Genomic DNA, 24480 nt, shown 5'->3' with positions numbered 1-24480 from the left:
GTCAATTGCCGCTGAAGTTTCCGTGGCGCCCTGCGCCCTTGGCGAAGCGCTCGGCGCCGGCTTTGCCTTCGGCCGCGACGATCGGCACGCCGCGCGCGCCTTCCTGCCGCAGCGCTTCCGCCAGCGGCAAGTCCCATTGCGCGTAAGCCGAGTGGCGGTCGGTCAGCATGCATTGCTGCGGGAAGGCCGCAATGTCGCGGGCCAGTGCCTTGGCTTCGGCCAGCGCCTTGCCGGCGGTGCTGACGCGGTTGAGCAGCCCCATGGCCAACGCTTCCGGCGCGTCCACCGGGCGGCCCGTGAGGATCAGGTCGAGTGCGCGCGCCATGCCGACGATGCGCGGCAGGCGCACCGTGCCGCCGTCGATCAGCGGGAAGCCCCAGCGCCGGCAGAAGACGCCGAGGACCGCGTCCGGATCCGCCACGCGCAGGTCGGCCAGCAGTGCGAGCTCCAGGCCGCCGGCCACTGCGTAGCCGCTGATGGCCGCGATCAGCGGCTTGGACAGTGCCATGCGCGACGGGCCCATCGGTCCCTTGCCGCCGCCGTCCGGGTCCAGTTCGTTGCGCAGCGCGGGGTCGCCTACCGCCGTGAGATCGGCGCCAGCGCAGAAGTTGTCGCCGGCACCCGTCAGGATCGCCACGCGCAGGTCCGGCTCGGCCTCGAAGCGCTCGAACGCGTTGCGCAACGCAAGGGCCGTGGGGCCATCGACGGCATTGCGCTTCTCCGGGCGGTTGATCGTGATAATGCAGATCCCTGCATCGACATCGAAGGTGACGAGTGACATGGCGGCGCTTTCCCGGATGCGCCTGGCCGGCGCGTTGAAGTGACGTGAATGGAGGTGTCCACAAATCGTAGCTCGCGCCGGTTTGTTGAGCGGGTGTCCATGCATCCGACTGCCAGCCCGAGGTGGAATTTCGCGCCCCGCCGGAGTGACGCAGTTCACTTCGCAAACGCATGTTCGCGATCTAGCATTCTTGTCATGAGATTTTGATCTCACGAGCAGGGAGCCTCTTTCCAGCCTGAAAGGAGTTCCCATGTCGCTCACCCCCGCAGAGATGGACCGCAAGCTCGACGAGCATTTCGGTTTCGAGGCCCATGACGACGTGGCCGGCGTGCTGGCCACGCTGGCGCCCACCGTCGAGCACGACATCGTCGGCTGGCCCACCGGCCCGAGCCATGGGCGCGAGGCCGCGCGGCCCTTCTATGAATCCCTGTTCGCGGATCTCACCGACGGCAAGGTGAAGTCGCTGCGCCGCCTGTACGGCGACAACTTCATGGTCGACGATTCGCTGTGGAGCGGCAAGGCGCCCGGGCGGCCCTTCGGCCTGGACGGGCACGGCCGGCCGCTGAGCTTCCGGCTGCTGCACGTGGTCGAGTTCACCGATGCAGGCCAGATCAAGCGCGAGAACGTGTGGATCGACATGGCCGCCGTTTTGCAGCAACTGCCGCAGGACGAAACCGCCGTCGCTGCATGACGCCGCCGGACCTGCGGCACCAGCAGAAGCAGCGCACCCGGCAGGCCTTGCTGCAAGCCGCATCGGAACTCATGCGCCAGGGCGACCGACCCTCGCTGGAGGAGGTCGCGGCAGAGGCGCTGGTGTCGCGCGCCACGGCGTACCGCTACTTTCCGAAGATTGAGACGCTGTACCTGGAGGCCTCGATCGACATCGACACGCCGCAGGCCGATCAGGTGCTGGCCGGAGTGCCGCCGGGCAATCCGATCGCGCGGCTGGAGCGCATTGACGACGCGCTGCACGCGATGATGGCGGCCAACGAAGTGCCCTTGCGCATGATGCTGGCGCAGTCGCTGGCGCGCAGTGCGCGCGGGGAGGTCGACCCCCAGTTGCCCGCGCGCCAGAACCGCCGCTCGCCGCTGATCGAGGCGGCGCTCGGCCCCACGCGTGCGCGCTTCAGCCCCGCCGGCCTGCGCAACCTCCAGCACGCGCTGGCACTGGTGATGGGCACGGAATCCATGATCGTTTTCAAGGACGTGCTGCGCCTGGACGATGCCGAGGCGCGCAAGGTCCGCCGATGGGCCATTCGTGCCCTGGTCAACGCTGCTTTGCCAACCCCCAAAGAGGAGAAGTCCCCATGATGAAGACGCTCATGCCATCCATCGCTGCGCTGCTGCTCGCGAGCGCCTGCACGGTCGCCCTGGCCGAAACCGCCGCGTCGGCCAAGGCCGGCCAGTTGGCGCGCGGACGCTACCTGGTCCAGATCGGCGGCTGCAACGATTGCCACACGCCCGGCTACGCGCCGCAGAACGGCAAGGTTGACGAGAAGCTCTGGCTCACCGGGGATGCACTGGGCTGGGCCGGCCCGTGGGGCACCACCTATCCGACCAACCTGCGCCTGCTGCTGGCCGGCATGAGCGAGAAGCAATGGCTGCTGCACGCCCGCAACATGGAGCCTCGCCCGCCGATGCCGTGGTTCAACGTGCGCGCGATGACCGATGCGGACCTCAAGGCCATCTACGCCTATACCCGTTCCCTGGGGACGGCGGGTGCGCCGGCACCGGCGTATGTGCCGCCGGGCACAAAGGCGGCGGGGCCGGTGATCCAGTTTCCGCAGTAGTGGTGGGCGTTGGCGCTGGCGGGATCGGTCGGCGGCGCCCTCGCGCCGAGCCTGAGGTCGGATCGGCGCCATGCGAGACACCCTTTCGGAGAGGACGGCGGCCCTCGGGCATACCCTGATGTGCAAAAAGTCCGGGCAATGGGATAGTTAGTTTGTCAGCCGAACTAATCACTGAGCGGTGACTTACCAACTTCCTCAAGCGGAGACTTCCACATGCACTTCAAGAGCACTCTCACAGCCGTGGCCCTGGGCCTGGCTGCTTTCGGCGCCTGCGCCCAGACCGTGGTCGGCGTGAGCTGGTCCAACTTCCAGGAAGAGCGCTGGAAGACCGACGAGGCGGCCATCAAGGCGGAACTTGAAAAGCACGGCGCCAAGTACATCAGCGCGGATGCCGGTGGCTCGCCGGAAAAGCAGCTCGGCGACATCGAGGGCCTGATGGCCAAGGGCGCCAAGGCGCTGATCGTGCTGGCCATGGACAAGGACGCGATCCTGCCGGCCGTCACCAAGGCCGTGCGCCAGAAGGTGCCGGTCGTCGCCTATGACCGCCTGATCGAGGCGCCGGGCGTGTTCTACATCACCTTCGACAACGTGGAAGTCGGCCGCATGCAGGCCCGCGAAGTGTTCAAGCTCGCGCCCAAGGGCAACTACGTGTTCATCAAGGGCTCGCCGACCGATCCGAACGCCAACTTCCTGCGCGCCGGTGCGCAAGAGGTGGTCGACGCCGCCGTGAAGAAGGGCGACATCAAGATCGTCGGCGACGAGTACACCGAAGGCTGGAAGCCCGAAGTCGCGCAGAAGAACATGGAACAGATCCTGACCAAGGCCGGCGGCAAGGTCGACGCGGTCGTGGCGGCCAACGACGGCACGGCCGGCGGCGTGGTCGCGGCGCTGACCGCCAAGGGCATCAAGGGCATCCCGGTGTCGGGCCAGGACGCCGACTTCGCCGCGCTCAACCGTGTGGCGCTGGGCACGCAGACGGTGTCGGTCTGGAAAGACTCGCGCGAACTCGGCAAGGAAGCCGCCGATGCCGCCCTGGCGCTGGCCGCCGGCAAGCCGGTCGACAAGGCCACCTCGTGGGACAAGGGCGAGAAGAAGATTGCGCTGCAATCGCGCTTCCTGACGCCGGTGCCGATCACCAAGGACAACCTGGACGTGGTGGTGAAGGCTGGCTGGATCAAGAAGGCTGAGTTGTGCAAGGGTGTGTCGGGCGACAAGGCCCCTGCCGCCTGTAAGTAACGCCCACCCCTGAAGCGCCTGCGGCGCACCCCCTCGAGGGGGCAACACCAGCGGCCCGGCAAAGCCGGTTCCGCGGTGTTTCACGCGATTTAACTCGGCACAGGGCTTTGGCGATTTCACTCCCTCTCCCCCCTGGGAGAGGGTTGGGGTGAGGGCAACGGCCTCGCAACGAGCACCTGCCGCCGATACCGCGCAGCGTCCGTCCCCGGACCCTGGTCTCAATCCTTCTTGATGGGAGTCAATCCAAATGACCAAACCTTTGCCGATCTGGCGCCGCAGCGGCGTCGACCTGCGGCTGATCCTCATGAGCGTGCTTCTCATCGCCATGGGCGTCGTCTTCAACGTGCTGTCGGGCGGGGTCTTTCTCTCGCCCGAGAACCTCTACAACATCGCGCAGCAGACGGCGGTGGTGGGCATCGTGTCGACGGTGATGGTGCTGGTGATCGTGGCGCGGCACATCGACCTGTCGGTGGGCTCGGTGATGGGCTTCGTGGGCGTGCTGATCGCTTACCTGCAATACACCTCGGGCTGGTCCTGGCCCACCGCATGCCTGGCGGGCCTGGCGGTGGCATTGTTGGTGTCGATCTACCAGGGCTGGCTCACGGCGGTGCTGGGCGTGCCGTCCTTCGTGGTGACGCTGGGCGGGCTGATGTCTTTCCGCGGCGCGGCTTTCCTGGTCGCCGACGGCAAGACGCAACCGGTCAACGACGAGTTCTTCCAGACGCTGGGCGGCGGCTATGACGGCGGCATCGGCGTCAGCGCGACTTGGGTGCTGACGGGCATCGTTGCGCTGGTGCTGCTGTTTCGCATGGTCCAGAAGCGCAAGGCGCTGCAACGCTACGAGATGCCGACCGAGCCGATCGCGATCGACCTGATGTTCACCGCAGTGCCGATCCTGGTGCTGGCCGCCTTCGCCTGGGCGATGAACAACTACCAGATCTCGTCGAAGACGGAGGCGCAGGGCATCCCGATCCCGGTGCTGATCTGGGCGACGGTGGCGATCGTGCTGTCCTTCCTCGTGCACCGCACCCGCTTCGGGCGCTACGTGTTCGCGATGGGCGGCAACCCGGATGCGGCGGAACTGGTGGGCATTCCGGTCAAGCGCGTCACGCTGATGCTGTTCGCGCTGCTGGCGGTGCTGGTGACCATCGCGGCGATCGTGTCGATCGCGCGGCTCAACGCGGGCACCAATTCGCTGGGCACGGGCATGGAGCTGTACGTGATCGCGGCGGCCGTCATCGGCGGCACGGCGCTCGCCGGCGGCAGCGGCACGATCTTCGGCTCGGTGCTGGGCGCGCTGATCATGCAATCGCTCGACAGCGGCATGCTGCTGCTGGACGTGGCGATCGGCAAGCGCATGGTGATCGTGGGGCAGGTGCTGATCATTGCCGTCGTGTTCGACGTCCTTTATCGCAAGAAATTCGGAGACCGCTGAAATGGCATCGATCGACAAATCCAAGCCGCTGGTCGAGCTGAAGAACATCCGCAAGGCCTTCGGTGGCGTGCATGCGGTGGACGATGTCAGCGTCAACCTCTATCCCGGCGAAGTGGTGGCATTGCTGGGCCACAACGGTGCGGGCAAGTCCACGCTGATGAAGATGCTCGCGGGCGCGTATCCGATCGACTCGGGCGACACCATCATCGCGGGCGAGAAGGTCCACATCCGCACGCCGTCCGAAGCGCAGGCACAGGGCATCGAGACCATCTACCAGACGCTGGCGCTGGCCGACAACCTGGACTCGGTGTCGAACCTGTTCCTCGGCCGCGAGAAGCTCACGCCGTGGCGCACGCTCGACGACCACTTCATGGAAGGCGCGGCGCGCAAGGTGTTCAACCGGCTCAACAAGAACTTCACCAACATCCGCGTGCCGGTGCGCGGGCTTTCGGGTGGGCAGCGGCAGGTGGTGGCGATCTCGCGGGCGCTGTACTTCAATGCGCGCATCCTGATCATGGACGAGCCTTGCGCGGCCCTCGGGCCGGAGGAAACGGCGATGGTCGGCGGGCTGGTCAAGCAGCTCAAGGCCGATGGCGTCGGCATCTTCCTGATCACGCACGACATGCCCGATGTGTTCGGCCTGAGTGATCGCCTGGCGGTGATGAAGAACGGGAAGCTGGTGGGCACGTATCGCACCGCGGACGTGACCGAGGACGAGGTGTTGGGGATGATCATTGCGGGCAAGCGGCCCGAGGGCAAACCACAGGCCGAACACGCTTGATCAACCTGGATATGAAAACGATCGGAGACCAGCAACTGCTCAAGCGCATCAACCGCAGCGTGCTGCTGCGGCTGCTGCGTGCGCGACCGGGGCTGTCGCGGGCGCGGCTGGCCAGCGAGAGCGGGCTGACCAAGTCGACGGTGAGCGGCCTGGTGCGCGAACTGATCGAGGACCGCTGGCTCACCGAATCCGATGCGGCCGTGGTCGACGGACTCGGGCGGCCGTCCACGCCCTTGTCCATCAACGACCAGGTGCGTGCGCTGGTGGGCATCGAGATCGGCGTGGAAACGATGCGCGTGGTGTGTGTATCGCTGCTCGGCACGGTGCTGCGGTCGGACGCGCAGCCCTTGCACAGCACGGAGCCGACGGCCGCCTGCGCGCAAGCGGCCTCCATGTGCGCACAGGCCTGGCACGAGATCGCGGCGCGCGGGCTCGAGATCACCGGCATCGGCGTGGGCGTGCCAGGCGCGGTCGATGACGCGACCGGCATCGTTCTGTTCGCGCCCAACCTGGGCTGGCGCCGCCTCGACCTGCTGCCGCTGCTCACCGAGGCCTTCGCCGCGGCCGGCCTGCCGCGCGTGCCGGTGCAGTTGCAGAACGAAGCCGATGTGGCCGCGCTCGGCGAATACGAGTTCTGCGACGGCGAGGGCGAGGACCCGCTGATCTTTGTCGATTGCGATGTGGGCGTGGGCGCCGGCATCGTGCTGAACGATCGCCTCTTCACCGGTGCGCAGGGCATGGCCGGCGAGATCGGCCACACCATCCTGCAAGCCGACGGGCCCCTGTGCTCTTGCGGCCGGCGCGGTTGCGCCGAGGCCTTCTTCGGCTCGCGCATGCTGGGCAACAAGGCGGACGACGGCCGTCGCGCGGGCGAGATGCTCGGCGTGCTGTTGCAGAACCTGTGGATCACCTTCGACCCGCGCGCGATCGTGGTCGGCGGTTCCACCTGCATCCATCATCCGGCGTTCCTGCAGAGCGCCATCGAGACGGTGCATCGCTATGCCGATGCGGCCGGCATGCCGCCGCCCGTGGTGCGCGGCGCGCGGCGTGGACTGCTGGCGCCGGCCGTGGGCGCGGCGGCACTGGCCCTGCACGACTATCTGCGGCCGATGCATCCCAACACGGTAGAGCGGCGCGAGCGGGCCAGCCCGCATCTGGCGGTGCGCTGAGCTTGAGCCGAAGCGGGACGCGCCAGACGCGACCGCACCCGGCAGTCGCGTCTACCGGCCCTGAGCCGCGTGCGTTGCCTCCGTCCCCCGCAGGCGCCGATACAGCGTGCCGCGCGACACCCCCAATTGCCGGGCCGCTTCCGACAGGTTTCCGCCGCAACTTGCCAGGGTCGCCTCGATCAGCTTGCGATTGCGTTCGAGCAAGGTCCCGGAATTGCCGGTGTCGCTGGCCGCAGCTTCTTCGTGCGCCAATTGCGCGACCGCCTCCGGCTCCTGCGCAGGCGCGACGGAGTTCCCGTTCGGGCATTCGGCCTCACCCGGTGCCGCAGACTCCCCGCCAAGCGCGATGGCATGCCGGAAGTCGATGCCGTCCGCCGCCGACAGTCGGGCTCGCACCCAGACGCCCAGGCCGTTGGCCAGCCGCAGCGATTGCGCCGTGGGTTGGCGAGCCAGCCGAAGCAGGCTCGCCAGGTCCAGGCCGAACAGCTGTTCGACATCGCGCTCGCCCTCCGCCGACCCGCCGACAAGCCGCCTGGCGGCATCGTTGAGCCAGGCGACAGTGCCATCGCTGGAAATGCCGGCCAGCGCCTGGAGCGGCGTGCCGAGCAGCGCCGGGCTGGCCTGGAAGCACAGGACCAGGTGGTCATTCGATTGCACCTGGAGCAAGGTGTTCTCGATGGTCGTGGCATGCAGCGCCACCAGCGAAGCCGCATCGAAAGGAAAATGCCGGACTTCCGTCACGAGGTCGAGCACGCCTGCCAAGCGGCCATGGACATCGCGCACAGGTGCGGCTGCGCAATGCATCTGGCTCAACGCCTCGAAGTAATGCTCCCCGCCCACCACGGCGCAGGCCTGGCCGGTGGCGGCCACGATGCCGGCCGCGCTGGTGCCGATCACCTGCTCGGAGATGTTGACCCCCACGCGCGAGTTGCGCCCCAGCACCGCCTGGTGCGCACCCGCATGGCGATGGGTGACGTGCAGCACCACGCCAGAGGGATCGGTCAGGACCACGCGGCAGTCGATGCCGCCCAGCGCGTCTTCCATGGCCGACAGCTCGGAACGGGCGGCATCGAGCAACTGGCGATTGCGCCTGAGCGCGGAATGCAGCCGGCTCCCGCTGACCGGCTCGATCCGCACCGGCCGATGCGTGTCGCTGTGGTTGCGGCTGCAACGCATCCACGACTGGAGCACGGCCTCGCCGACCAAGCCGGAGGGACGCACCCCTTCCTCGAAGAACTGCCTGCGTGCCAGCGCCACGCGCTGCACCCTTGTGTTCGTGAATAGTTGCAACGGCGCAGTAGTTGCTGATTGCATGTATAGCGGCATCGTCGATCGACTCGAAAAACTCTGTGATATGTTCCCAATTGGAACAGGGGAGCCTTCCGGGATTACCCGAAGGTGAATAAGAAACGAAATCTCAAGATCCTTGAGATTCATGCAGGAGACCAATCGATGAAAAAACTCGCCGCCGCGGTGTCACTCGCGGTGTTCTTTGGCATGGGCGCTTCCATCGCCCAGGCGCAATCAACAGACCCAGGCACGCAAGCCCGACTCGACGCCACCAAGCGTGTCGACAGCAAGTTCATCCGCGCCAACGGCGCGGGCAAGACCGCCGACTGGCCCAGCTACGGCCTCGACTACAGCGAGGCCCGCTTCAGCAAGCTGGACCAGGTCAATGCCGGCAACGTCAAGCAACTGGGCCTGGCCTGGACCTACAACCTCGAATCCACGCGCGGCGTCGAAGCCACGCCGCTGGTCGTCGACGGCATCATGTACGTCACCGCCACTTGGAGCGTGGTGCACGCCATCGACACGCGCACCGGCCAGAAGCTCTGGACCTTCGACCCCAAGGTCGACAAGACCAAGGCCTACAAGGGCTGCTGCGACGCGGTCAACCGTGGCGTGGCGATGTACGAGGGCAAGATTTTCCTCGGCGCCTTCGATGGCCGCCTGATCGCGATCGACGCGGCCACCGGCAAGATGGTCTGGGAAAAGAACACGGTGGAAGGCCAGAAGGGCAACTACACCATCACCGGCGCGCCGCGCGTGATCAAGGGCAAGGTCGTCATCGGCAACAGCGGCGCCGATTTCGGCGTGCGCGGTTTCGTGACGGCCTACGACGCCAAGACCGGTGCGCAGAAGTGGCGCTGGTTCGTGGTGCCGGGCGATCCGTCCAAGCCCTTCGAAGACGCATCCATGGCCAAGGCCGCCAAGACCTGGGATCCTTCGGCCAAGTACTGGGAACATGGCGGCGGCGGCACCGCATGGGACTCGATCACCTACGACCCGGACCTCAACCTGATGTACGTGGGCACCGGCAACGGCTCGCCGTGGTCGCACAAGGCGCGCAGCCCCAAGGGAGGGGACAACCTCTACCTCGCGTCCATCGTCGCGTTGAACCCTGACACCGGCAAGTACGTCTGGCACTACCAGGAAACCCCGGGCGACAACTGGGACTACACCTCGACCCAGCCGATGATCCTCACCGACCTCAAGATCGACGGCAAGCAGCGCAAGGTGATCCTGCACGCGCCGAAGAACGGCTTCTTCTTCGTCATCGACCGGACCAACGGCAAGTTCATTTCCGCGAAGAACTTCACCGAGGTGAACTGGGCCTCCGGCTACGACAAGAACGGCCGGCCGATCGACATCCCGGGCGCGCGCGACGGCAGCAAGCCGCGCGACTCCATCCCGGGCCCGTACGGCGGCCACAACTGGCACTCGATGTCGTTCAACCCGCAGACCGGGCTGGCCTACATCCCGCAGCAGAACATCCCGCTGAACATCATGGATGACAAGACCTGGAAGTTCAACGAGGCCGCGCCGGGCCGTCCGCAATCCGGGACGGGCTGGAACACGGCTGAACTCCTGAACGTCGAGCAACCGAAGAGCAAGCCGTCAGGCCGCCTCGTGGCCTGGGATCCGATCGCGCAGAAGGAAGCCTGGGGCGTGGAGCATGTGGGGCCGGGCAGCGGCGGCACGCTCACCACGGCCGGCAACCTGGTGTTCCAGGGCACGGTCGATGGCCGCCTGGTCGCCTACAACGCCAAGACCGGCGAGAAGCTCTGGGATTCACCGGTCGGCACCGGCGTGCTGGCCGCGCCCGTGACCTACATGGTCGACGGCAAGCAGTACGTCTCCGTGGCGGTGGGCTGGGGCGGGAACTTCGGCATGGTCCAGCGTTACACCGACCAGCAGGCGCCGGGCACCGTCTACACCTTTGCGGTGGGCGGCACGGCCAAGGTCCCGGACTACGTGCAGAAGAAGGTCGACAAGCTGGTAGCGGGCGTGAAGTACGACCCTGCCAAGGTCCAGGCCGGCACGCTGCTCTACGTGGCCAACTGCCTGGCCTGCCACGGCGTGCCTGCGGTGGATCGCGGCGGCGCCATCCCCAACCTCGCCTACCTTGACGCGGCGTACATCGAGAACCTCGACAAGTTCATCCTGAAGGGCCCGGCGACGGACCGCGGCATGCCGGACTTCACGGGCAAGCTGTCGATGGGGGACATCGATGCCATCAAGGCATTCATCCAGGGCACGGCGGATGCGGTGAGGCCTTCGATGGCGAAGTAAGCATCCGGTGCTTCAGCGGGCGGCCCATGGCTTGCCCGCAAGAAAGCCGCCGCGGCCCGAGGGCTGCGGCGGCTTTTTCAATGGATCAGCGAGTGTCGACGGCGATCAGTCGGCGTACTGCCCGGCAGCCTTGATCACCGGCCCGAAGCGTGCCACTTCCGCCTGCACGAACTTCTTGTGCTCCGCCGGTTCCATGCGCTTGTCGTTGACGACCACGGCACCCAGGCCTTCTTCCTTCTTGATGAACTCGGGGTCCTTCAACGCCACCTTCAGTGCGTCGTTGATCTTCTTGAGCACCGGGGCCGGCGTGCCCTTGGGTGCGTACAGGCCGTGCCAGATCGTGACCTGGAAGCCCTTCATGCCCGACTCGTCCAGCGTCGGGATGTCCTTCAGCGCCGGGGTGGTCAGTCGCTTGGACGTGGTCACGGCGTAGGGAATGACCTTCTTGGCCTCGATCTGGCTGGTGGTGTTGGTGGTCTGGTCGCACAGGATGTCGATCTGGCCGCCGATCAGGTCGGCAATCGCTGGCGCGGTGCCCTTGTACGGCACGGGCGTCATGTCGGCCTTCAGCTCGCTCTGGAACAGCAGGCCGCACAGGTGCGAGGCCGAGCCGATGCCGGCATTGCCCAGGTTGACCTTGCCGCCTTGCTTGCCGATCCAGTCGCGCAGTTCCTTGAAGTTCTTCGCTTCCAGTTGCGGCTTGCCGATGACGGTCATGGGCACGTCGTTGATCATGCCCAGGTACTCGAAGTCGGTCTCGTAGTTGTAGGGCAGCTTGCGGTAGAGCACCGGTGTCGTGGCCATGGCCACGTGCGTGAGCAGCAGGGTGTAGCCGTCGGCTTTTGCGCGGGCGGCCTTGGCGTTGCCGATGGTGCTGCCGGCGCCGGCCGCGTTGTCCACGATGATGCTGACGCCATCGAGGGGCTTGCGCATGGCCTCGGCCAGGTCGCGTGCGACACGGTCGGTTGGGCCGCCGGCGGCGAAGGGCACGATGATGGTGATGGGCTTGCCATCGGGGAAGTTCTGGGCTTGCGCGGGCAAGGTGGCGGTGACCGCAGCGGCGGCGATGGCGGTGAAGGCGAGCAGTTGCTTCATGGGTGTCCCTATGGCCAAAAACGGCGATCTTATCGACTGACCATCGGCTGACCCCTCGCGATATTCCCTGTAAACCTGTGTATCAACGGGAAATTTGCGAAGCAATTCATCGGCGTTGGACGACAGGCCGGACGCATGGGTGTGCCGAACATCCTGCCAAATCCGCATCGCACGAAGGACACGGCCATGGCAAGTTCAACCCCCACTCCCGCCAAGGCGCGGGCCGCGCTGGTGCGCAAGCATGCCGCCATCCAGCGCAAGCAGGATGCCCGTGACCGCGCGACGCCCGCCGCCAAAAAAAGCAGCAAGGCCGTTCAGGCTGGAACGCGCGTACAGCCGAGCCGCCTGCCGCCGGAAAAGCTCCGGAAGCCGGGCGGCGAAGCCGGCATGAAACTGCAACCGCGCTACCAGGCGCCACACTACGTGGGAAGCGGCAAGCTCGAAGGCTTGGCGGCGATCGTGACTGGCGGCGATTCGGGCATCGGCCGCGCGGTGGCCGTGCTGTTCGCGCGCGAGGGCGCGGACGTGGCGGTGGTCTACCTCAGCGAGAAGGCCGATGCCGAGCAGACCCGCGCCGCCGTGGAAGCGGAAGGCCGGCGCTGCGTACTCATTGCTGGCGACGTGCGGCGCAGCGCCTTCTGCGAGCGCGCGGTGCAGCGCACGCTGAAGGCCTTCGGCCGCCTCGACGCGCTGGTCAACAACGCCGCCTTCCAGATGCATGCCGGCAGTATCGAGGACCTGAGCGACGAGCGCATCGACCTCACGCTGCAGACCAACGTCGGCGGCTACATGCGCATGGCACGGGCGGCCGTGCCGCACCTCAAGAACGGCAGCTCGATCATCAACACCGGCTCGGTCACCGGCCTGGCCGGCAGCAGCAAGCTGCTCGACTACTCCGCCACCAAGGGCGCGATCCATGCCTTCACCAAGGCGCTGGCGCAGAACCTCATCGACAAGGGCATCCGCGTCAACGCCGTGGCGCCAGGGCCGGTGTGGACGCCGCTGAACCCGGCCGACAAGGAGGCTGATGACGTGAAGAAGTTCGGCCGCGACACGGTGTTCAAGCGGGTGGCGCAGCCCGAGGAACTGTCGCCGGCCTATGTGTTCCTGGCCTCGCCGGTGTGCGCCAGCTACATCACCGGGATCGTGCTGCCGGTGACGGGGAGGGTGGGCGCGATCTGAAAGTTCGTCTTAGGATGGCCGTCCACAAAAAAGGAGACAGACCGCATGACGCGCAGCACCGAGACGCACTTCGACCTCACCGCCAACGACGGCCATCTCATCGAGGCGCACCGCTGGCTGGGCAGCGGAACGCCGCGCGCCGTGGTGCAACTGGCGCATGGCATGGGCGAGCATTCGCTGCGCTACCGCCCCCTCTGCGATGCGCTGGTGCAGGCCGGCTACGTGGTCTATGCGAACGAGCATCGCGGCCATGGCAAGGGTGCGCAGGCGCTTGGCGAACTGGGCGAATTCGGGCCGCGCGGCTTCGGCGGGTTGGTGGAGGACATGGCGCAACTCAGCCGCCATGCACGCGCGGCGCATGCGGGCCTGCCGCTGATCCTCATCGGCCACAGCATGGGTTCCTTCGCGACGCAGTACTTCCTGGTGCAGCACAGCGACCTGCTCTCCGGCGCGGTGCTTTCGGGGACGAGTGCGCTGGACCTGCTGGGCGCCGCGCTGCAAAGCGGCTTCAAGCTGGAGGACATGAATGCCGCCTTGCCCGACGTGCGCACGCCCTTCGACTGGCTCAGCCGCGACCCGGCCCAGGTGGATGCCTACATCGCCGATCCGCTGTGCGGCTTCACCGTCACGGCCGAAGGCATGGGCTCGATGTTCGCGGGGCTGGCCGACCTGGCACCGGCGGCGATGCAGTCGCGCATCCGGCCGGATCTGCCGGTGTACCTGTTCACCGGCGACCAGGATCCGGTCAGCAACAAGGCCCAGTGGTTCTATCCATTGGTCGAACGCTATCGCGAGGCGGGGCTGCGCGACGTGTCCTGCCACGTGTTCGGCGGCGCGCGCCACGAGACCTTGAATGAAACCAACCGCGAGGAGGTGTTCGCCGTCCTCCTCGCGTGGATCGCGCGCGTGGTCGGCGCGCGCTGATCGCGTCGTCGACTACTTCAGCGCGTTGAACAACTGACGCGCGGCGGCGCTGCAGAAGGGCGGCTCGTATGTGCCGTGATAGGAGCCGTAGTAGGTCCGGAAGGCGGCCGAGGACGGGTCCGTCGGCGCCACGCCACCCGGACCGTAGGTCGCCTGGATCTGCGGATCGACGTCGACCGAAGTCACCGTCGTCACGCCGCGTGCATCGAAGTCCGCTTTCATCGGGGCCTGGTGAACGGCCGGTGGCACTGTCGGGTCGCCGGCGCCGCCGCAGAGCAGGGTGCGCGCGCGCGGGCTCCAGCCGAGCAGGTCGTTCTTCTTTGCGTCGAGGTAGAGCGGGTTGTTCGCGTTCGTCTGCGCGTCGCTCAGGAAGGCCGGCTGGAACAGCAGGTCGCGCACTTGCGCCGGTGATTCCCCATTGGCGCCGGGCAGCGCGCCGGTGGTCACCAGCGTGGTGTAGTTGAGCGTGGCGCTCGGCAGCAGGTTCTCGATGTAGCTGTCGTAGGGCGCCTTGAAGGCATCGCTGGGCTTGGCATAGACGTCGCCGTACACCTTCTGGTACGACGTGACCTGGAAGGGCACGAAGTACTGGTAGCCCAACGGCGCAATACCGAGCTTGGTCGCGCCGGAGAGGTTGTACGGGCCGGCGAGGTGGGCGCCCGCGACCACGTTGAACTCGAGCGGGTAGTCGCGTTCGGCCGCGCGGTGCGCCGCCATGGAGGCGTGGCCGCCCTGCGAGTAGCCGGTGAACATGACCTTGCCGTTGAGGACGCCCTGCAGGTTCGTGACCGCCCGGCGGCCAGCGCGGACGGCGTCGAGCACCGAGCGTGCCTCCGAGTCGGCATGCAGGTAGGGATGGAACGCGTACTGCGACTTCGCATAGCCGAGGTAGTCCGTGGCCACCACCACGTAGCCTTGCGCGGCGTACATGGCAGTGAGCAATTGCGTCTCCGGATCGGCCGGATTTGCCAGCGCGCGAGTCTTCAGCACCTCGGTGCCCCTGGCATAGGCCACCAGCGGCGCGGGGGTGCTGGCGCAGGAACCGGCGGGCATCAGCAGCACGCCTGATGCGTTGGTGGACTCGCCCTTCGCGCCGAGCGTGGTGTAGTTGAGCGCGACCACGGTGACGTCGCACTGCGCCAAGCCGCTCAGGGCCTGCAGACCGCTGGCCTTGGTGCCCGCGTCGATCTGGGCCTTGGTAAGCGTCGTCACCGTGGCCTGCGGCTCGACCAGCGTACCAGTGCTGACGGTCGAGATGCTGACGGGCGGGATCACGAAGCTGGGGCCGCTGTCGCCGCCACCGCAAGCCGTCAACAGGGTCGCCGCGGCGGCCACGCTCCATACGTGCAAATACTTCATCGATTTCTCCGATGTGATGTTGTAGTTCGCCGCCGGGCTGCGAGCCTCCCGGCGCGCCTGCGAACCCTAACCCAGCATGGAGAAATCGCTTCAGCGGGAATGCCCTTGGGTCTGTCGTGCGCGCGACGCGGCTACTCCAGCACGATCCGGGGGAAATAGAAGGAGACGACCCAGTTGGGCACGTCGACGATGGAGCTGATGCGCAGGTCGGCGCACACGCTGCAGAGCATGTAGGCGTCGATGGGCTCGTAGCCGTAGCGCTTGCTGAGCAGCTCGACCATCTCGGAGACGGCCATGCGCGCACCTGCCATGAGGTCGGGGCCGATGCCGGTCGTGACCTCGTAGCCCTTCTTGTCGAAGTGATCTGTGACCGGGCCGCGCGTGACGTAGCGCGGCATGCGCAGGTTGGCGCCCTTGATGAGCTCGAACTTGAGCGCCACGTCGATCGGACTTTCGATGGCGGTGCCGCAGACCTCGCCGTCGCCCTGCGCGGCATGGGTGTCGCCGACCGAGAAGATCGCGCCCTCGACCTCGATCGGCAGGTAGAGCTCGCAGCCTTCGGCGATGTCGCGTGCGTCCATGTTGCCGCCGACGTTGCGCGGCGGAATGATGCTGTGCAGGCCGGGCTCCGCGGGCGCGACGCCGATGGTGCCGGTGAAGGGGCGCAGCGGCACGCGGCCGCCCGGGCCGTACATCGCGGGCGTGAGGCCGGGGTCGTAGTTCCAGTGGTGCAGGCGGGCGTTCGGGAACTGGTCGGTGAGCAGGCCGAAGCCAGGGATGTTGCCGGTCCAGCCCCAGCCCGAAGGCTTGAGCGACAACACCGTGACCTTGAGCGCATCGCCGGGCTTCGCGCCATCGATGTAGACCGGGCCGGTGACCGGGTTGACGCGGCCGAGGTCGAGCTTCTCCAGGTCGGCGGCGGTGGAGGTCTTGTTCAACTGGCCGGAGGATGCGTCGAGCGTCTCGAACTCGATGCTCTCGCCCGGCGCGATCTTCAGTACCGGCGCGAAGGCGTTGTTCCAGCCGTGGTGGATGTGGTCCTTGTGGATCGTGTGGCCCATGGGTTCGTGCTCCTTGCTACACGGCCACGGTGAGCGCGCCGTCGATCACGAGGTTGGTGCCGGAGATGCGGCTGGCGGCGGGACTGGAGATGAAGACCACGCCCTTGGCCACTTCGTCCGGCGTGCCGAACTTACCGGTCGGGTTGACCTTGAGCGTGGAGGCATAGAGGTCGGGCATGTTCTTCTCGATGGTCTGCCAGATGCCGCCGTCGAAGTAGGTGTTGCCGGGCGATACGCAGTTGACGCGGATGCCCTTGGCGACGAGCTGACGGCTCAGGCCCTTGGCATAGTGGATCAGCGCCGCCTTCATCGCGCCGTAGGAGCCGGCGGCGAAGTCGACCTCGAAGCCGGAGACGCTGGAGATCAGCACGATCGAGGCGCTGTCGGACTTCTCGAGAAAGGGCACGGCTGCGGCCACGGCGTTGACCGTGTGCATCATGTCCGTGCGGAAGGACTTGTCCCAGGTCTCTGCGCTGTCGCCCACGGCGAGTGCGCTGACGTTGCAGACCAGTGCGTCGATGCCGCCGAGCTCGCCGCCGGTGGCGGTGATCCAGGCGCTCAGGGCTGAGGCGTCGGCCACGTCGACCGCCCGGCCGAAGGCGTTGACGCCCTTGGCCTTCAGGCTGGCAACTGTTGCCTGCACCTCCTCGGCCTTGCGCGCGCAGATCGACGTGTGCGCGCCCTCGTCCGCGAAGCATTCGGCGACGGCCCGGCCGATGCCCCGGCTGCCGCCGGTGATGACGGCGCGCTTGCCCTTGAGTCCGAGATCCATGAGCGCTCTCCTGTTTGGGGAGAGCGAATTCTGAGGGCGCGGGTGAGGGAAGTAAACGCTGCAGTGCAGCGTGTCTGTGTCACATCGAAGGTGGGCGTTGCGTGAGGTGCATCAGTTGCGAGCTGTGCGGGCCAGGAAGCGCGTGCACGCTGCGTTGAAATAGTCGGCGCCCACATGCGCGCGCTGGGCTTCGCACTCCTGGTCGAGTTGGCGGGCGAGCGTTTGGGTGGGCGCTTCATCGATGAGCCGTCGCGTGTCGCGGACGGCTGCGGCCGACGCGCTGCCCAGGCGATGTGCGGTGGCGTGCGCCTGCTCGGCGAGGGCCGCGTCATCGAAGCAGCGCCAGATCAAGCCCCACTGCTCGGCTTGCGCGGCCTCGATGCGGTCGCCCAGCAGGGCGATGCCGAGCGCGCGGCTGCGGCCGAGCAGGCGGGCCAGCATCCAGGTGGCGCCGAGGTCCGGCACGGCGCCGAGTTGCGGCACTTGCGGCACGAGGAAGTAGGACGAGCGCGCGGCGATCACCACATCCGCCGCGAGCGCGATGCCGACCGCGCCACCGACGCAGGGGCCGTTGACGGCGCACACCACGGGAACACGGCAGTCGGCGATGGCCAGCGTCAGCGGATTACCCTCGCTCTCCATGTAGCCCGCGATTTCGGACCGCGCATGCGCACGGCCACCGGCGAGCACTTCGCCGAACCAGCCGATGTCGCCGCCCGCGGAGAACGCGCGTCCCGCGCCAGTCAGCACGATGGCGCGCGTGGCTTCGTCCTCGGCGCTCGCTTGCAGCGCGCTGGCCAAGTCGATGATCAAGGCCGGACTCAGCGCATTGAGCGCTTGCGGCCGATCCAGCGTGAGCGTGGCAACGCCGTCTTCCAGCGTGGTGCGGACGTGAGCGCTCATCGCCTAGAAACCGGTCAGGCCGCCGCTGCACACCAGCGTATGGCCGCTCACGTAGTCGGACTCCGGGATGCACAGCATGTAGACCGCGCCGGCAGCTTCGTCCGGCGTGCCGCCGCGGCCGAGCGGAATGGTCTGCTCCATCATCGCCATGAGCCCCGGGTTGACGCCGACCTTGATCTCGCGACCGTCGATGTTGGCGGTGCCTGCTTCCGCCGCGTTGCCGGTGAGCCGCGTCTTGATCAGCCCGTAGGCCACGCTGTTGACGGTAACGTTCATGCGGCCCCATTCCTTGGCCAGCGTCTGCGTCATGCCGACCACGCCGGCCTTGGCGGCTGAGTAGTTGGTCTGGCCCGCGTTGCCGAAGAGCCCCGCCATCGACGAGATGTTGACCACCTTGCGCACCACGCGCCGGCCGGCCTCGGTGTCGGCCTTGCTGAGTGCGCGGATCACCGGCTGCACCGCGCGCAGGATGCGAAAGGGCGCAGTGAGGTGGCAGTCGATCATCGCGTACCACTGCTCGTCAGTCATCTTCTGCACCACGTTGTCCCAGGTGTAGCCGGCGTTGTTGATGACGATGTCGAGGCCCTTGAATTCGCTCACGGCGGTGGCGACGAAGCGCTCGGCGAAGTCGGATGCGGTGACGTTGCCGGGACAGGCCACGGCCTCGCCACCGATGTCCTTGATGGCCTGCACCGCCTCGCTGGCGGGTTCGATGTCCAGGTCGTTGACGACGATGCGCGCGCCTTCGCTGGCGAGCTTGAGCGCGATCGCGCGGCCGATGCCGCGGCCCGAGCCGGTGATGAGGGCGACCTTGCCTTCGAGCTTGCGTGTCATGTGTTGTGTCTCAGTTCGGGTTTCGTTTCAGTTCAGGGCGATCAATGCCTGTTCGTGGGCACCCGCGGAACCGGCTTTGCCGGGCCGCAGGGTGCGCCCCCTTGAGGGGGTGCGCCGAAGGCGCTGCGGGGGTGGGCCTATTGCAAGGCGACGATGGCCTCGCCCGCGATCTTGGTCTGGCCGTACTGGTTGGCGCTCAGCACCTCGATGCGCACGCAGCGCTCGCCGCGGTGGTCGGCCAGCTTCTCGACCACGCGCCCGCTGCAGCGCATCGCATTGCCCAGGTGCGTGATCCCCTGGAAGCGCGCCTCGAACTTGCGCAGCCGGCTCTGCGGCGCCCAGCCGGTGACGACGCGTCCCAGCCAGGCCATGCCGAGCATGCCTTGCGCGAACACGTCGGGCATGCCGGAGCGGCGCGCGAAGTCGGTGTCGATGTGGATCGGGTTGTGGTCGCCCGAGGCGCCGGCGAAGAGGGCCAGCGCGGTGCGGTTGACGGGCGGCAGTTGAACGACGGGCAACTCGTCGCCGACGTTGACGGTGTCGAAGGTGGGATGGGTCATGGTCAGTTCCTGCAGACGATCACGGTGCGCAGCTCCGCTACCAGCTCATCGCGCTGGTTGGTCGCGCGCGAGGTCTTCACGACGAACTCGAGCGCGCCGTTCTTCTTGTCGTAGATGTCGTCGATGGTCGAGCGCACCGTGACCACGTCGCCGACGCAAGCCGGCCGGTGGTAGCTGAAGCCCTGCTCGCCATGCAACAGCTTGGCCAGCGGAATCTGCAGGTCGGTCAGCAGCTGGTTGGAGGCGCCGGAGTCGAGTTCGGCCGCGAAGAGGAAGGTGGGCGGCGCGGGCAGGTCGGGATAGCCGGCCGCGCGTGCGGCTTCGGCATCGGTGTAGACGGGGTCGGTCTCGCCGATGGCCTTGGCGAAGAACTGCAGGCGACTGCGCTCGATGGGCAACACCGAGGCGGGCAACTGGTGGCCGATCCATTTCTTGTCGATCATTCCCTGTCCCTTTCAGACGCGTTCGTAGAGCGTGACGACGCAGGCGCCGCCCAGGCCGAGGTTGTGTTGCAGCGCAAGCCGTGCGCCTTCCACCTGGCGCTTGTCGGCGGTACCGCGCAGTTGCTGGACCAGCTCGGTGCACTGCGCGAGGCCGGTCGCACCCAGCGGATGGCCCTTGCTCAGCAAGCCGCCGGAAGGGTTCGTCACCACCTTGCCGCCATAGCTGTTGTCGCCATCGCAGATGAACTGTTCCGCGCCGCCGACCGGGCAGAGGCCCAGCGCCTCGTAGCTGAGCAGTTCGTTCTGCGCGAAGCAGTCATGCAGCTCGACCACGTCCACATCCTGCGGACCGATGCCCGCGGCTTCATAGACCTGCCGCGCCGCTTCCTGCGCCATGCCGAAGCCGACGACCTCGCGCATGTCGCGTGCCTCGAAGCTGATCGGCTTGTCGGTGGTCATCGCTTGCGCCTTGATGCGCACGCTGCGGTCCAGGCCATGGCGTTGCGCGAAGTCGGCGGAGCAGACAATCGCCGCCGCCGCACCGCAGGTCGGCGGGCAGGCCATGAGCCGCGTCATCACGCCGGGCCACATCACCGGCGTGTTCATCACTTCTTCTTCCGTCACCACGTTGCGGAACAGCGCGAGCGGGTTGTTGGCCGCATGCCGGCTGGCCTTGGCGCGGACCTTCGCGAAGGTGGAGAGCTTGGTGCCGTACTCCTTCATGTGCGCCAGCCCCGCGCCGCCGAAGTAGCGCAGCGCCAGCGGAATCTGAGGCTCGTCGACGAGTTCGTTCGCTGCGTTGTCGAAGCGCTCGAAGGGTGTCGGACGGTCCTTGAAGACGGCGCCCAGGGCGCCCGGCATCATCTGCTCGAAGCCCAGCGCCAGCACGCATTCAGCCGCGCCGCTGGCCACCGCCTGCCGCGCGAGGAACAGCGCCGTCGAACCGGTTGAGCAGTTGTTGTTGACGTTGACGATCGGGATGCCGCTCATGCCGACGTCGTAGAGCGCGGCCTGGCCTGCGGTCGAGTCTGCGTAGACATAGCCGACGTAGGCCTGTTGCACCAGCTCGTAGCCGATGCCCGCGTCGGCCAGCGCCGCGCGCGTGGCCTTCGCGGCCATCTGCGGATAGGGCTCGCTTGCGCCCGGCTTGGTGAAAGGGATCATGCCGACACCGGCAACGTAGACATCCTGGGTCATGGGTAGCTCCTGAAAAATGGGTTCAAGCGACTGCTCTTTCGCGCCCTTGCCAGAACGGCTCGCGCAACTTGGTCTTCAACACTTTGCCCGCCCCCGACAGCGGCAGCGCCTCGACGAAGTCCACGCTGCGTGGGCACTTGTAGCCCGCGATCAGCGCCTTGCAATGCGCGATCAGCGCCTCGCAGTCGACCTCCTGCTGCGGCTTGCGCACCACCACCGCATGCACAGCCTCGCCCCACTTGTCGCTGGGGATGCCGATGACGGCGCAGGCCGCGACGGCGGGGTGTTGCGCCAGGGCGTTCTCGACCTCGGCCGAGTAGACGTTCTCCCCGCCGCTCACGATCATGTCCTTCAACCGGTCCGCGATGAAGATGAAGCCGTCCGCATCCATCCAGGCGCCGTCACCGGTGTGCATCCAGCCGTCGCGCAGCGCGGCGGCGGTGAGCTCGGGCTTGTTCCAGTAGCCCTGCATCACGTTCGGCCCGCGCACCACGACTTCGCCGACCGTGCCCAGCGGCACCTCGTCGCCGAAGGGGTCGACGATGCGCACTTCCATGCAGTGGCTGGCCCGCCCCGCGGAGCGCAGCTTGCCGAGATGGCGCGCCTCGGGCGTGTGGTACCAGGCCGGGTTGACGGTGGCCACCGGCGACAGCTCGGTCATGCCGTAGGCCTGCGTGAACTCCACATTCGGCAGCGCGGCCATCGCGCGTTCCAGCACCGCTTCGGAGATCGGCGATGCGCCATAGGCGATGCCTTCCAGCGACGACAGGTCACGCGGCTTCTGCATGGCCGGATGGTCGACCAGCATCTGGATCATCGTCGGTACCAGCAGCGTGTGCGTGACCCGGTCGCGCTGGATGGTGTCGAGCACGTGTTCGGGGTTGAACATCGGGATGATCGAATGCGTGTTGCCCTCGATCCAGTGCGGCGTCGCGATGCCCATGTCGGCCAGGTGGAACATCGGCGCGGCATGCAGGTAGGTGCCACCGGGCGAGGCCAGCCCTTCCGCGCGCAGGGCCAGGCCGGAACTGCAGAGGTTGGTGTGGCTCAGCATCACGCCCTTGGGGAAGCCGGTGGTGCCGCCGGTGTAGAAGATGCCGGCCAGGTCTTCGCCTCGGCGCACGGCGTCGGGGACCGGCGTGGCATCGCGCAGCAGGGTTTCGTAGTCGAGCATGCCGGCGGGGGCTTCGCCATCGCCGCAATAGACCACCGAACGCAGCGTCGTGGCATCGCGGCGGAAGGGCTCGACCAGCGACGCGAAGGTCGCGTCGACCAGCAGGATGATCGAGCCCGAGTCGTTCAGCGAATAGAGGATCTCCGGTGCGGACCAGCGGATGTTGCAGGGGTTGAGCACGCCGCCGCCCCAGGGCACGGCCATCTGGTATTCGAGGTAGCGGTCGGAGTTGAGCGACAACATTGCGACGCGGTCGCCGGGCTGCATGCCGAGCTTCTGCAATGCGCCGGCCAGCCGCGCGACGCGGTCGGCGAATTCGCGGAAGCTGCGCTCGCGGCCGGCGAAGCGCACGGCGATGCGGTCGGGGTGTTGCTGCACGGCGCGGTGCAGGCCTTGGGTGAAGTACATGCGGCTTGTCTCCTCGGGGCCTTCTTCGGGAAATCCGTGGCCTGTTGTGCGGAGCCCCATGGTAGAAATCGGCGGCCTCGCGAGCGATTGCGCTTTGCATCGATCCGATGGCAAAAGACCTCAAACCGAACCCGCTCATGCCGATGCGCGCCTGATGCTGCGACCGCCCGTCACGATCCCGATCGCTTTTGTCCGGGGCATGGTGTCCGGCGTGCAGGCGCGTGGGTTGCCGAGCGACCCTTTGCTCGAAGAAGCCGGTATCGCACCGGCCCTGTTGCAGGAGCCCAGCGCTCGTGTGACGGCAGAGCAGTACGTGGCGCTGTTCCAGCTGCTGATCGAGCGCTTCGATGACGAATGCCTCGGCTTTCTTTCTCGTCCGATGAAGCAAGGCAGCCTGGCGTTGATGGCCCGCTCGGCGATCAGCGCGGCGACGCTGGAAGTCGCAACGCGCCGTTGCGCGAACACCTTCCGTTTGCTGCAGGACGATGTGATGCTCGAACCGGTCCGCGACGGCGAGTTGGCCGGCGTGGCGCTTCGCTTCAGCCCCGCGACAGCCGCATGTCCAACCTTCCTGCACGAATTGCTGTTGCGCGTGATCTGGCGCGTGCTGGCCTGGCTGGTCGGTGGCCAGTTGCCCGTGGCGCGCTTCGACTTCGCCTTTGCCAGCCCGCCGTATGCGGGCAGTTACGGCAAGATCTTTCCGGCGCCGCTGCAGTTCGATTGCAGCCGCTCGGCCTTCTGGTTCGACGCGAAGTGGCTGCAGCGTCCCGTGCGACGCGACGAGGCCGCGCTGCGCGCCTTCCTGGCCGATGCTCGCACGCACGTCATCGTGCCGAGGCGCGCGGACGACCTGCTGAGCGCGCGCGTTCGCGGCCATCTGCAGCATGCGCAGCCGGCATGGCCGGACCTCGTCGCGACGGCCGAGGCGCTGCACATGTCGAGCTCGACGCTGCAACGCCGGCTGGCCGGCGAAGGCACCACCTTCCAGTCGCTGAAGGACGAGTTGCGGCGAGACACGGCCATCGTGCGGCTCAACGCCAGCGCGGTGCCGCTGGCGACGCTGGCCTTCGAGCTCGGCTTCGCTGACAGCGCGGCGTTCCAGCGGGCGTTCAAGGGCTGGACGGGGAGTGCGCCGGGCGCTTACCGGCGCGGCGGGGCCTGATATTTGCTATGGGTCGGACATGCGCAACCGCCCGCACCTGGTCCTGTTCGACATCGACGGCGTGCTCTGCCAGTACGACCGCGCGGTGTTCCAGGCCGCGCTGGGCGCGCTGACCGGGCACACGGCGGAGTTCGTGCGCGAGGCGGTCTGGGGCTCGGGGCTGGAGACGCGATCGGACCGCGGGGACGTCGATCCGGTGGCCTACCTGCGGGAGATGTCCAGGCGGCTGGGCCACGCGGTGACGCGCGTCGATTGGCTGGCCGCGCGCCGCGCGGGGATGACGCCGGACCCGCAGGTTCTCGCGCTGGTCGAGCGCGTGAAGCGGCGCTGCCGGATCGCGGGGCTGACGAACAACTCGCCGATGCTGGCGGAGGACATCGAGACGCTGTGCCCTGACATCGGGCGGCACTTCAAGAATGGGTTGATCGTCACGTCGGCGATGGTCGGGGCGACCAAGCCGGAGGCTGGGGCTTATCTGCGCAGCATCGAGCGGTTTGGTGTGCAGCCTGAGCAGGTGCTGTTCATCGACGATGTCGAAGCCAATGTCGAAGGCGCGGTTCGGGTCGGGTTGCAGGCCTGCCTGTTCGTGGGGGCGGCGCGGCTGGACCGGGAACTGCGCGACTGCGGGTTGCTGTGATCCG

General features: G+C 67.3%; 24 protein-coding genes. 12 read left to right on the top strand and 12 right to left on the bottom strand.

The window, feature by feature from the left end; translation table 11 throughout:
- Position 1: 1 nt before the first annotated feature.
- A complete protein-coding gene (locus WKW79_RS10350; protein ID WP_340335056.1) occupies positions 2-781 on the bottom strand; it encodes a crotonase/enoyl-CoA hydratase family protein in 780 nt (259 codons plus the stop codon).
- 250 nt (positions 782-1031) lie between these two features.
- On the opposite strand from WKW79_RS10350, the gene WKW79_RS10345 reads away from it, so the two are divergent.
- From WKW79_RS10345 to WKW79_RS10315, 7 genes are all read left to right on the top strand, one after another.
- Positions 1032-1472, top strand: a complete 441-nt coding sequence (locus WKW79_RS10345) for an ester cyclase (protein ID WP_340335055.1) — start codon at positions 1032-1034, stop codon at positions 1470-1472.
- Positions 1469-2092, top strand: coding sequence for a TetR/AcrR family transcriptional regulator (locus WKW79_RS10340; protein ID WP_340335054.1), 624 nt, complete (start codon positions 1469-1471; stop codon positions 2090-2092). The genes WKW79_RS10345 and WKW79_RS10340 overlap by 4 nt, the downstream gene beginning before the upstream one ends.
- Complete coding sequence (locus WKW79_RS10335) at positions 2089-2571, top strand: c-type cytochrome (protein WP_340335053.1); 483 nt, start codon at positions 2089-2091, stop codon at positions 2569-2571. Before WKW79_RS10340 ends, WKW79_RS10335 begins: the two co-directional genes overlap by 4 nt.
- Before the next feature lie 213 nt (positions 2572-2784).
- A complete protein-coding gene (gene xylF / locus WKW79_RS10330; protein ID WP_340335052.1) occupies positions 2785-3807 on the top strand; it encodes a D-xylose ABC transporter substrate-binding protein in 1023 nt (340 codons plus the stop codon).
- A gap of 247 nt (positions 3808-4054) precedes the next feature.
- Positions 4055-5242, top strand: coding sequence for a sugar ABC transporter permease (locus WKW79_RS10325; protein WP_340335051.1), 1188 nt, complete (start codon positions 4055-4057; stop codon positions 5240-5242).
- 1 nt (position 5243) lies between these two features.
- Entirely contained in the window at positions 5244-6023 is a 780-nt protein-coding gene (locus WKW79_RS10320) for an ATP-binding cassette domain-containing protein (protein ID WP_340335050.1), read from the top strand.
- Between the two features lie 11 nt (positions 6024-6034).
- Complete coding sequence (locus WKW79_RS10315; protein ID WP_340335049.1) at positions 6035-7192, top strand: ROK family transcriptional regulator; 1158 nt, start codon at positions 6035-6037, stop codon at positions 7190-7192.
- Between the two features lie 51 nt (positions 7193-7243).
- Here the strand turns inward: WKW79_RS10315 and WKW79_RS10310 are convergent, their stop codons facing one another.
- Complete coding sequence (locus WKW79_RS10310; protein ID WP_340335048.1) at positions 7244-8506, bottom strand: helix-turn-helix domain-containing protein; 1263 nt, start codon at positions 8504-8506, stop codon at positions 7244-7246.
- 138 nt (positions 8507-8644) lie between these two features.
- On the opposite strand from WKW79_RS10310, the gene WKW79_RS10305 reads away from it, so the two are divergent.
- Entirely contained in the window at positions 8645-10765 is a 2121-nt protein-coding gene (locus tag WKW79_RS10305; RefSeq protein ID WP_422823859.1) for a PQQ-dependent dehydrogenase, methanol/ethanol family, read from the top strand.
- 105 nt (positions 10766-10870) lie between these two features.
- On the opposite strand, the gene WKW79_RS10300 is transcribed toward WKW79_RS10305, so the two are convergent.
- Entirely contained in the window at positions 10871-11860 is a 990-nt protein-coding gene (locus WKW79_RS10300; protein ID WP_340335047.1) for a tripartite tricarboxylate transporter substrate-binding protein, read from the bottom strand.
- 186 nt (positions 11861-12046) lie between these two features.
- Between WKW79_RS10300 and WKW79_RS10295 the strand changes: the two genes are divergently transcribed.
- Both WKW79_RS10295 and WKW79_RS10290 read left to right on the top strand, forming a co-directional pair.
- The gene (locus tag WKW79_RS10295; RefSeq protein ID WP_340335046.1) at positions 12047-13042 is read left to right on the top strand and encodes an SDR family oxidoreductase; all 996 of its coding nucleotides are present in this window, start codon (positions 12047-12049) and stop codon (positions 13040-13042) included.
- A 45-nt stretch (positions 13043-13087) separates the two neighbouring features.
- Positions 13088-13966 carry an alpha/beta fold hydrolase gene (locus WKW79_RS10290; protein ID WP_340335045.1) on the top strand — a complete coding sequence of 293 codons (879 nt, stop codon included), beginning with the start codon at positions 13088-13090 and terminating at the stop codon, positions 13964-13966.
- A 12-nt stretch (positions 13967-13978) separates the two neighbouring features.
- On the opposite strand, the gene WKW79_RS10285 is transcribed toward WKW79_RS10290, so the two are convergent.
- From WKW79_RS10285 to WKW79_RS10245, 9 genes are all read right to left on the bottom strand, one after another.
- Positions 13979-15325: an alpha/beta hydrolase family protein gene (locus WKW79_RS10285; RefSeq protein ID WP_340335044.1), complete on the bottom strand. Its 1347-nt coding sequence runs from the start codon at positions 15323-15325 to the stop codon at positions 13979-13981.
- 131 nt (positions 15326-15456) lie between these two features.
- Positions 15457-16386 carry an acetamidase/formamidase family protein gene (locus tag WKW79_RS10280; RefSeq protein WP_340335043.1) on the bottom strand — a complete coding sequence of 310 codons (930 nt, stop codon included), beginning with the start codon at positions 16384-16386 and terminating at the stop codon, positions 15457-15459.
- Positions 16387-16402: 16 nt separating this feature from the next.
- Positions 16403-17158 (bottom strand): SDR family NAD(P)-dependent oxidoreductase, encoded by a 756-nt coding sequence (locus WKW79_RS10275; protein WP_340335042.1) that lies wholly within the window; start codon positions 17156-17158, stop codon positions 16403-16405.
- A 111-nt stretch (positions 17159-17269) separates the two neighbouring features.
- The gene (locus tag WKW79_RS10270; protein WP_340335041.1) at positions 17270-18061 is read right to left on the bottom strand and encodes an enoyl-CoA hydratase/isomerase family protein; all 792 of its coding nucleotides are present in this window, start codon (positions 18059-18061) and stop codon (positions 17270-17272) included.
- A 3-nt stretch (positions 18062-18064) separates the two neighbouring features.
- A complete protein-coding gene (locus tag WKW79_RS10265) occupies positions 18065-18895 on the bottom strand; it encodes an SDR family NAD(P)-dependent oxidoreductase (RefSeq protein ID WP_340335040.1) in 831 nt (276 codons plus the stop codon).
- A 137-nt stretch (positions 18896-19032) separates the two neighbouring features.
- Complete coding sequence (locus tag WKW79_RS10260; protein WP_340335039.1) at positions 19033-19455, bottom strand: MaoC family dehydratase; 423 nt, start codon at positions 19453-19455, stop codon at positions 19033-19035.
- Positions 19456-19457: 2 nt separating this feature from the next.
- Positions 19458-19898, bottom strand: a complete 441-nt coding sequence (locus tag WKW79_RS10255) for a MaoC family dehydratase N-terminal domain-containing protein (protein WP_340335038.1) — start codon at positions 19896-19898, stop codon at positions 19458-19460.
- Between the two features lie 12 nt (positions 19899-19910).
- On the bottom strand, positions 19911-21095 hold the full coding sequence (locus tag WKW79_RS10250; RefSeq protein ID WP_340335037.1) for a lipid-transfer protein: 1185 nt from the start codon (positions 21093-21095) through the stop codon (positions 19911-19913).
- A 22-nt stretch (positions 21096-21117) separates the two neighbouring features.
- Positions 21118-22677 (bottom strand): long-chain-fatty-acid--CoA ligase, encoded by a 1560-nt coding sequence (locus tag WKW79_RS10245; protein ID WP_340335036.1) that lies wholly within the window; start codon positions 22675-22677, stop codon positions 21118-21120.
- 154 nt (positions 22678-22831) lie between these two features.
- On the opposite strand from WKW79_RS10245, the gene WKW79_RS10240 reads away from it, so the two are divergent.
- Together WKW79_RS10240 and WKW79_RS10235 are read left to right on the top strand one after the other, a co-directional pair.
- Entirely contained in the window at positions 22832-23839 is a 1008-nt protein-coding gene (locus tag WKW79_RS10240) for an AraC family transcriptional regulator (RefSeq protein ID WP_340335035.1), read from the top strand.
- A gap of 19 nt (positions 23840-23858) precedes the next feature.
- Positions 23859-24476 (top strand): HAD family hydrolase, encoded by a 618-nt coding sequence (locus tag WKW79_RS10235; RefSeq protein WP_340335034.1) that lies wholly within the window; start codon positions 23859-23861, stop codon positions 24474-24476.
- Positions 24477-24480 lie beyond the last annotated feature (4 nt).

The organism is Variovorax robiniae (assembly GCF_037889955.1).
Lineage (GTDB): Bacteria > Pseudomonadota > Gammaproteobacteria > Burkholderiales > Burkholderiaceae_C > Variovorax > Variovorax robiniae.
The sequence above is the reverse complement of the archived record's forward strand: the minus strand, read 5'-3'. Positions and strand labels throughout refer to the sequence as shown.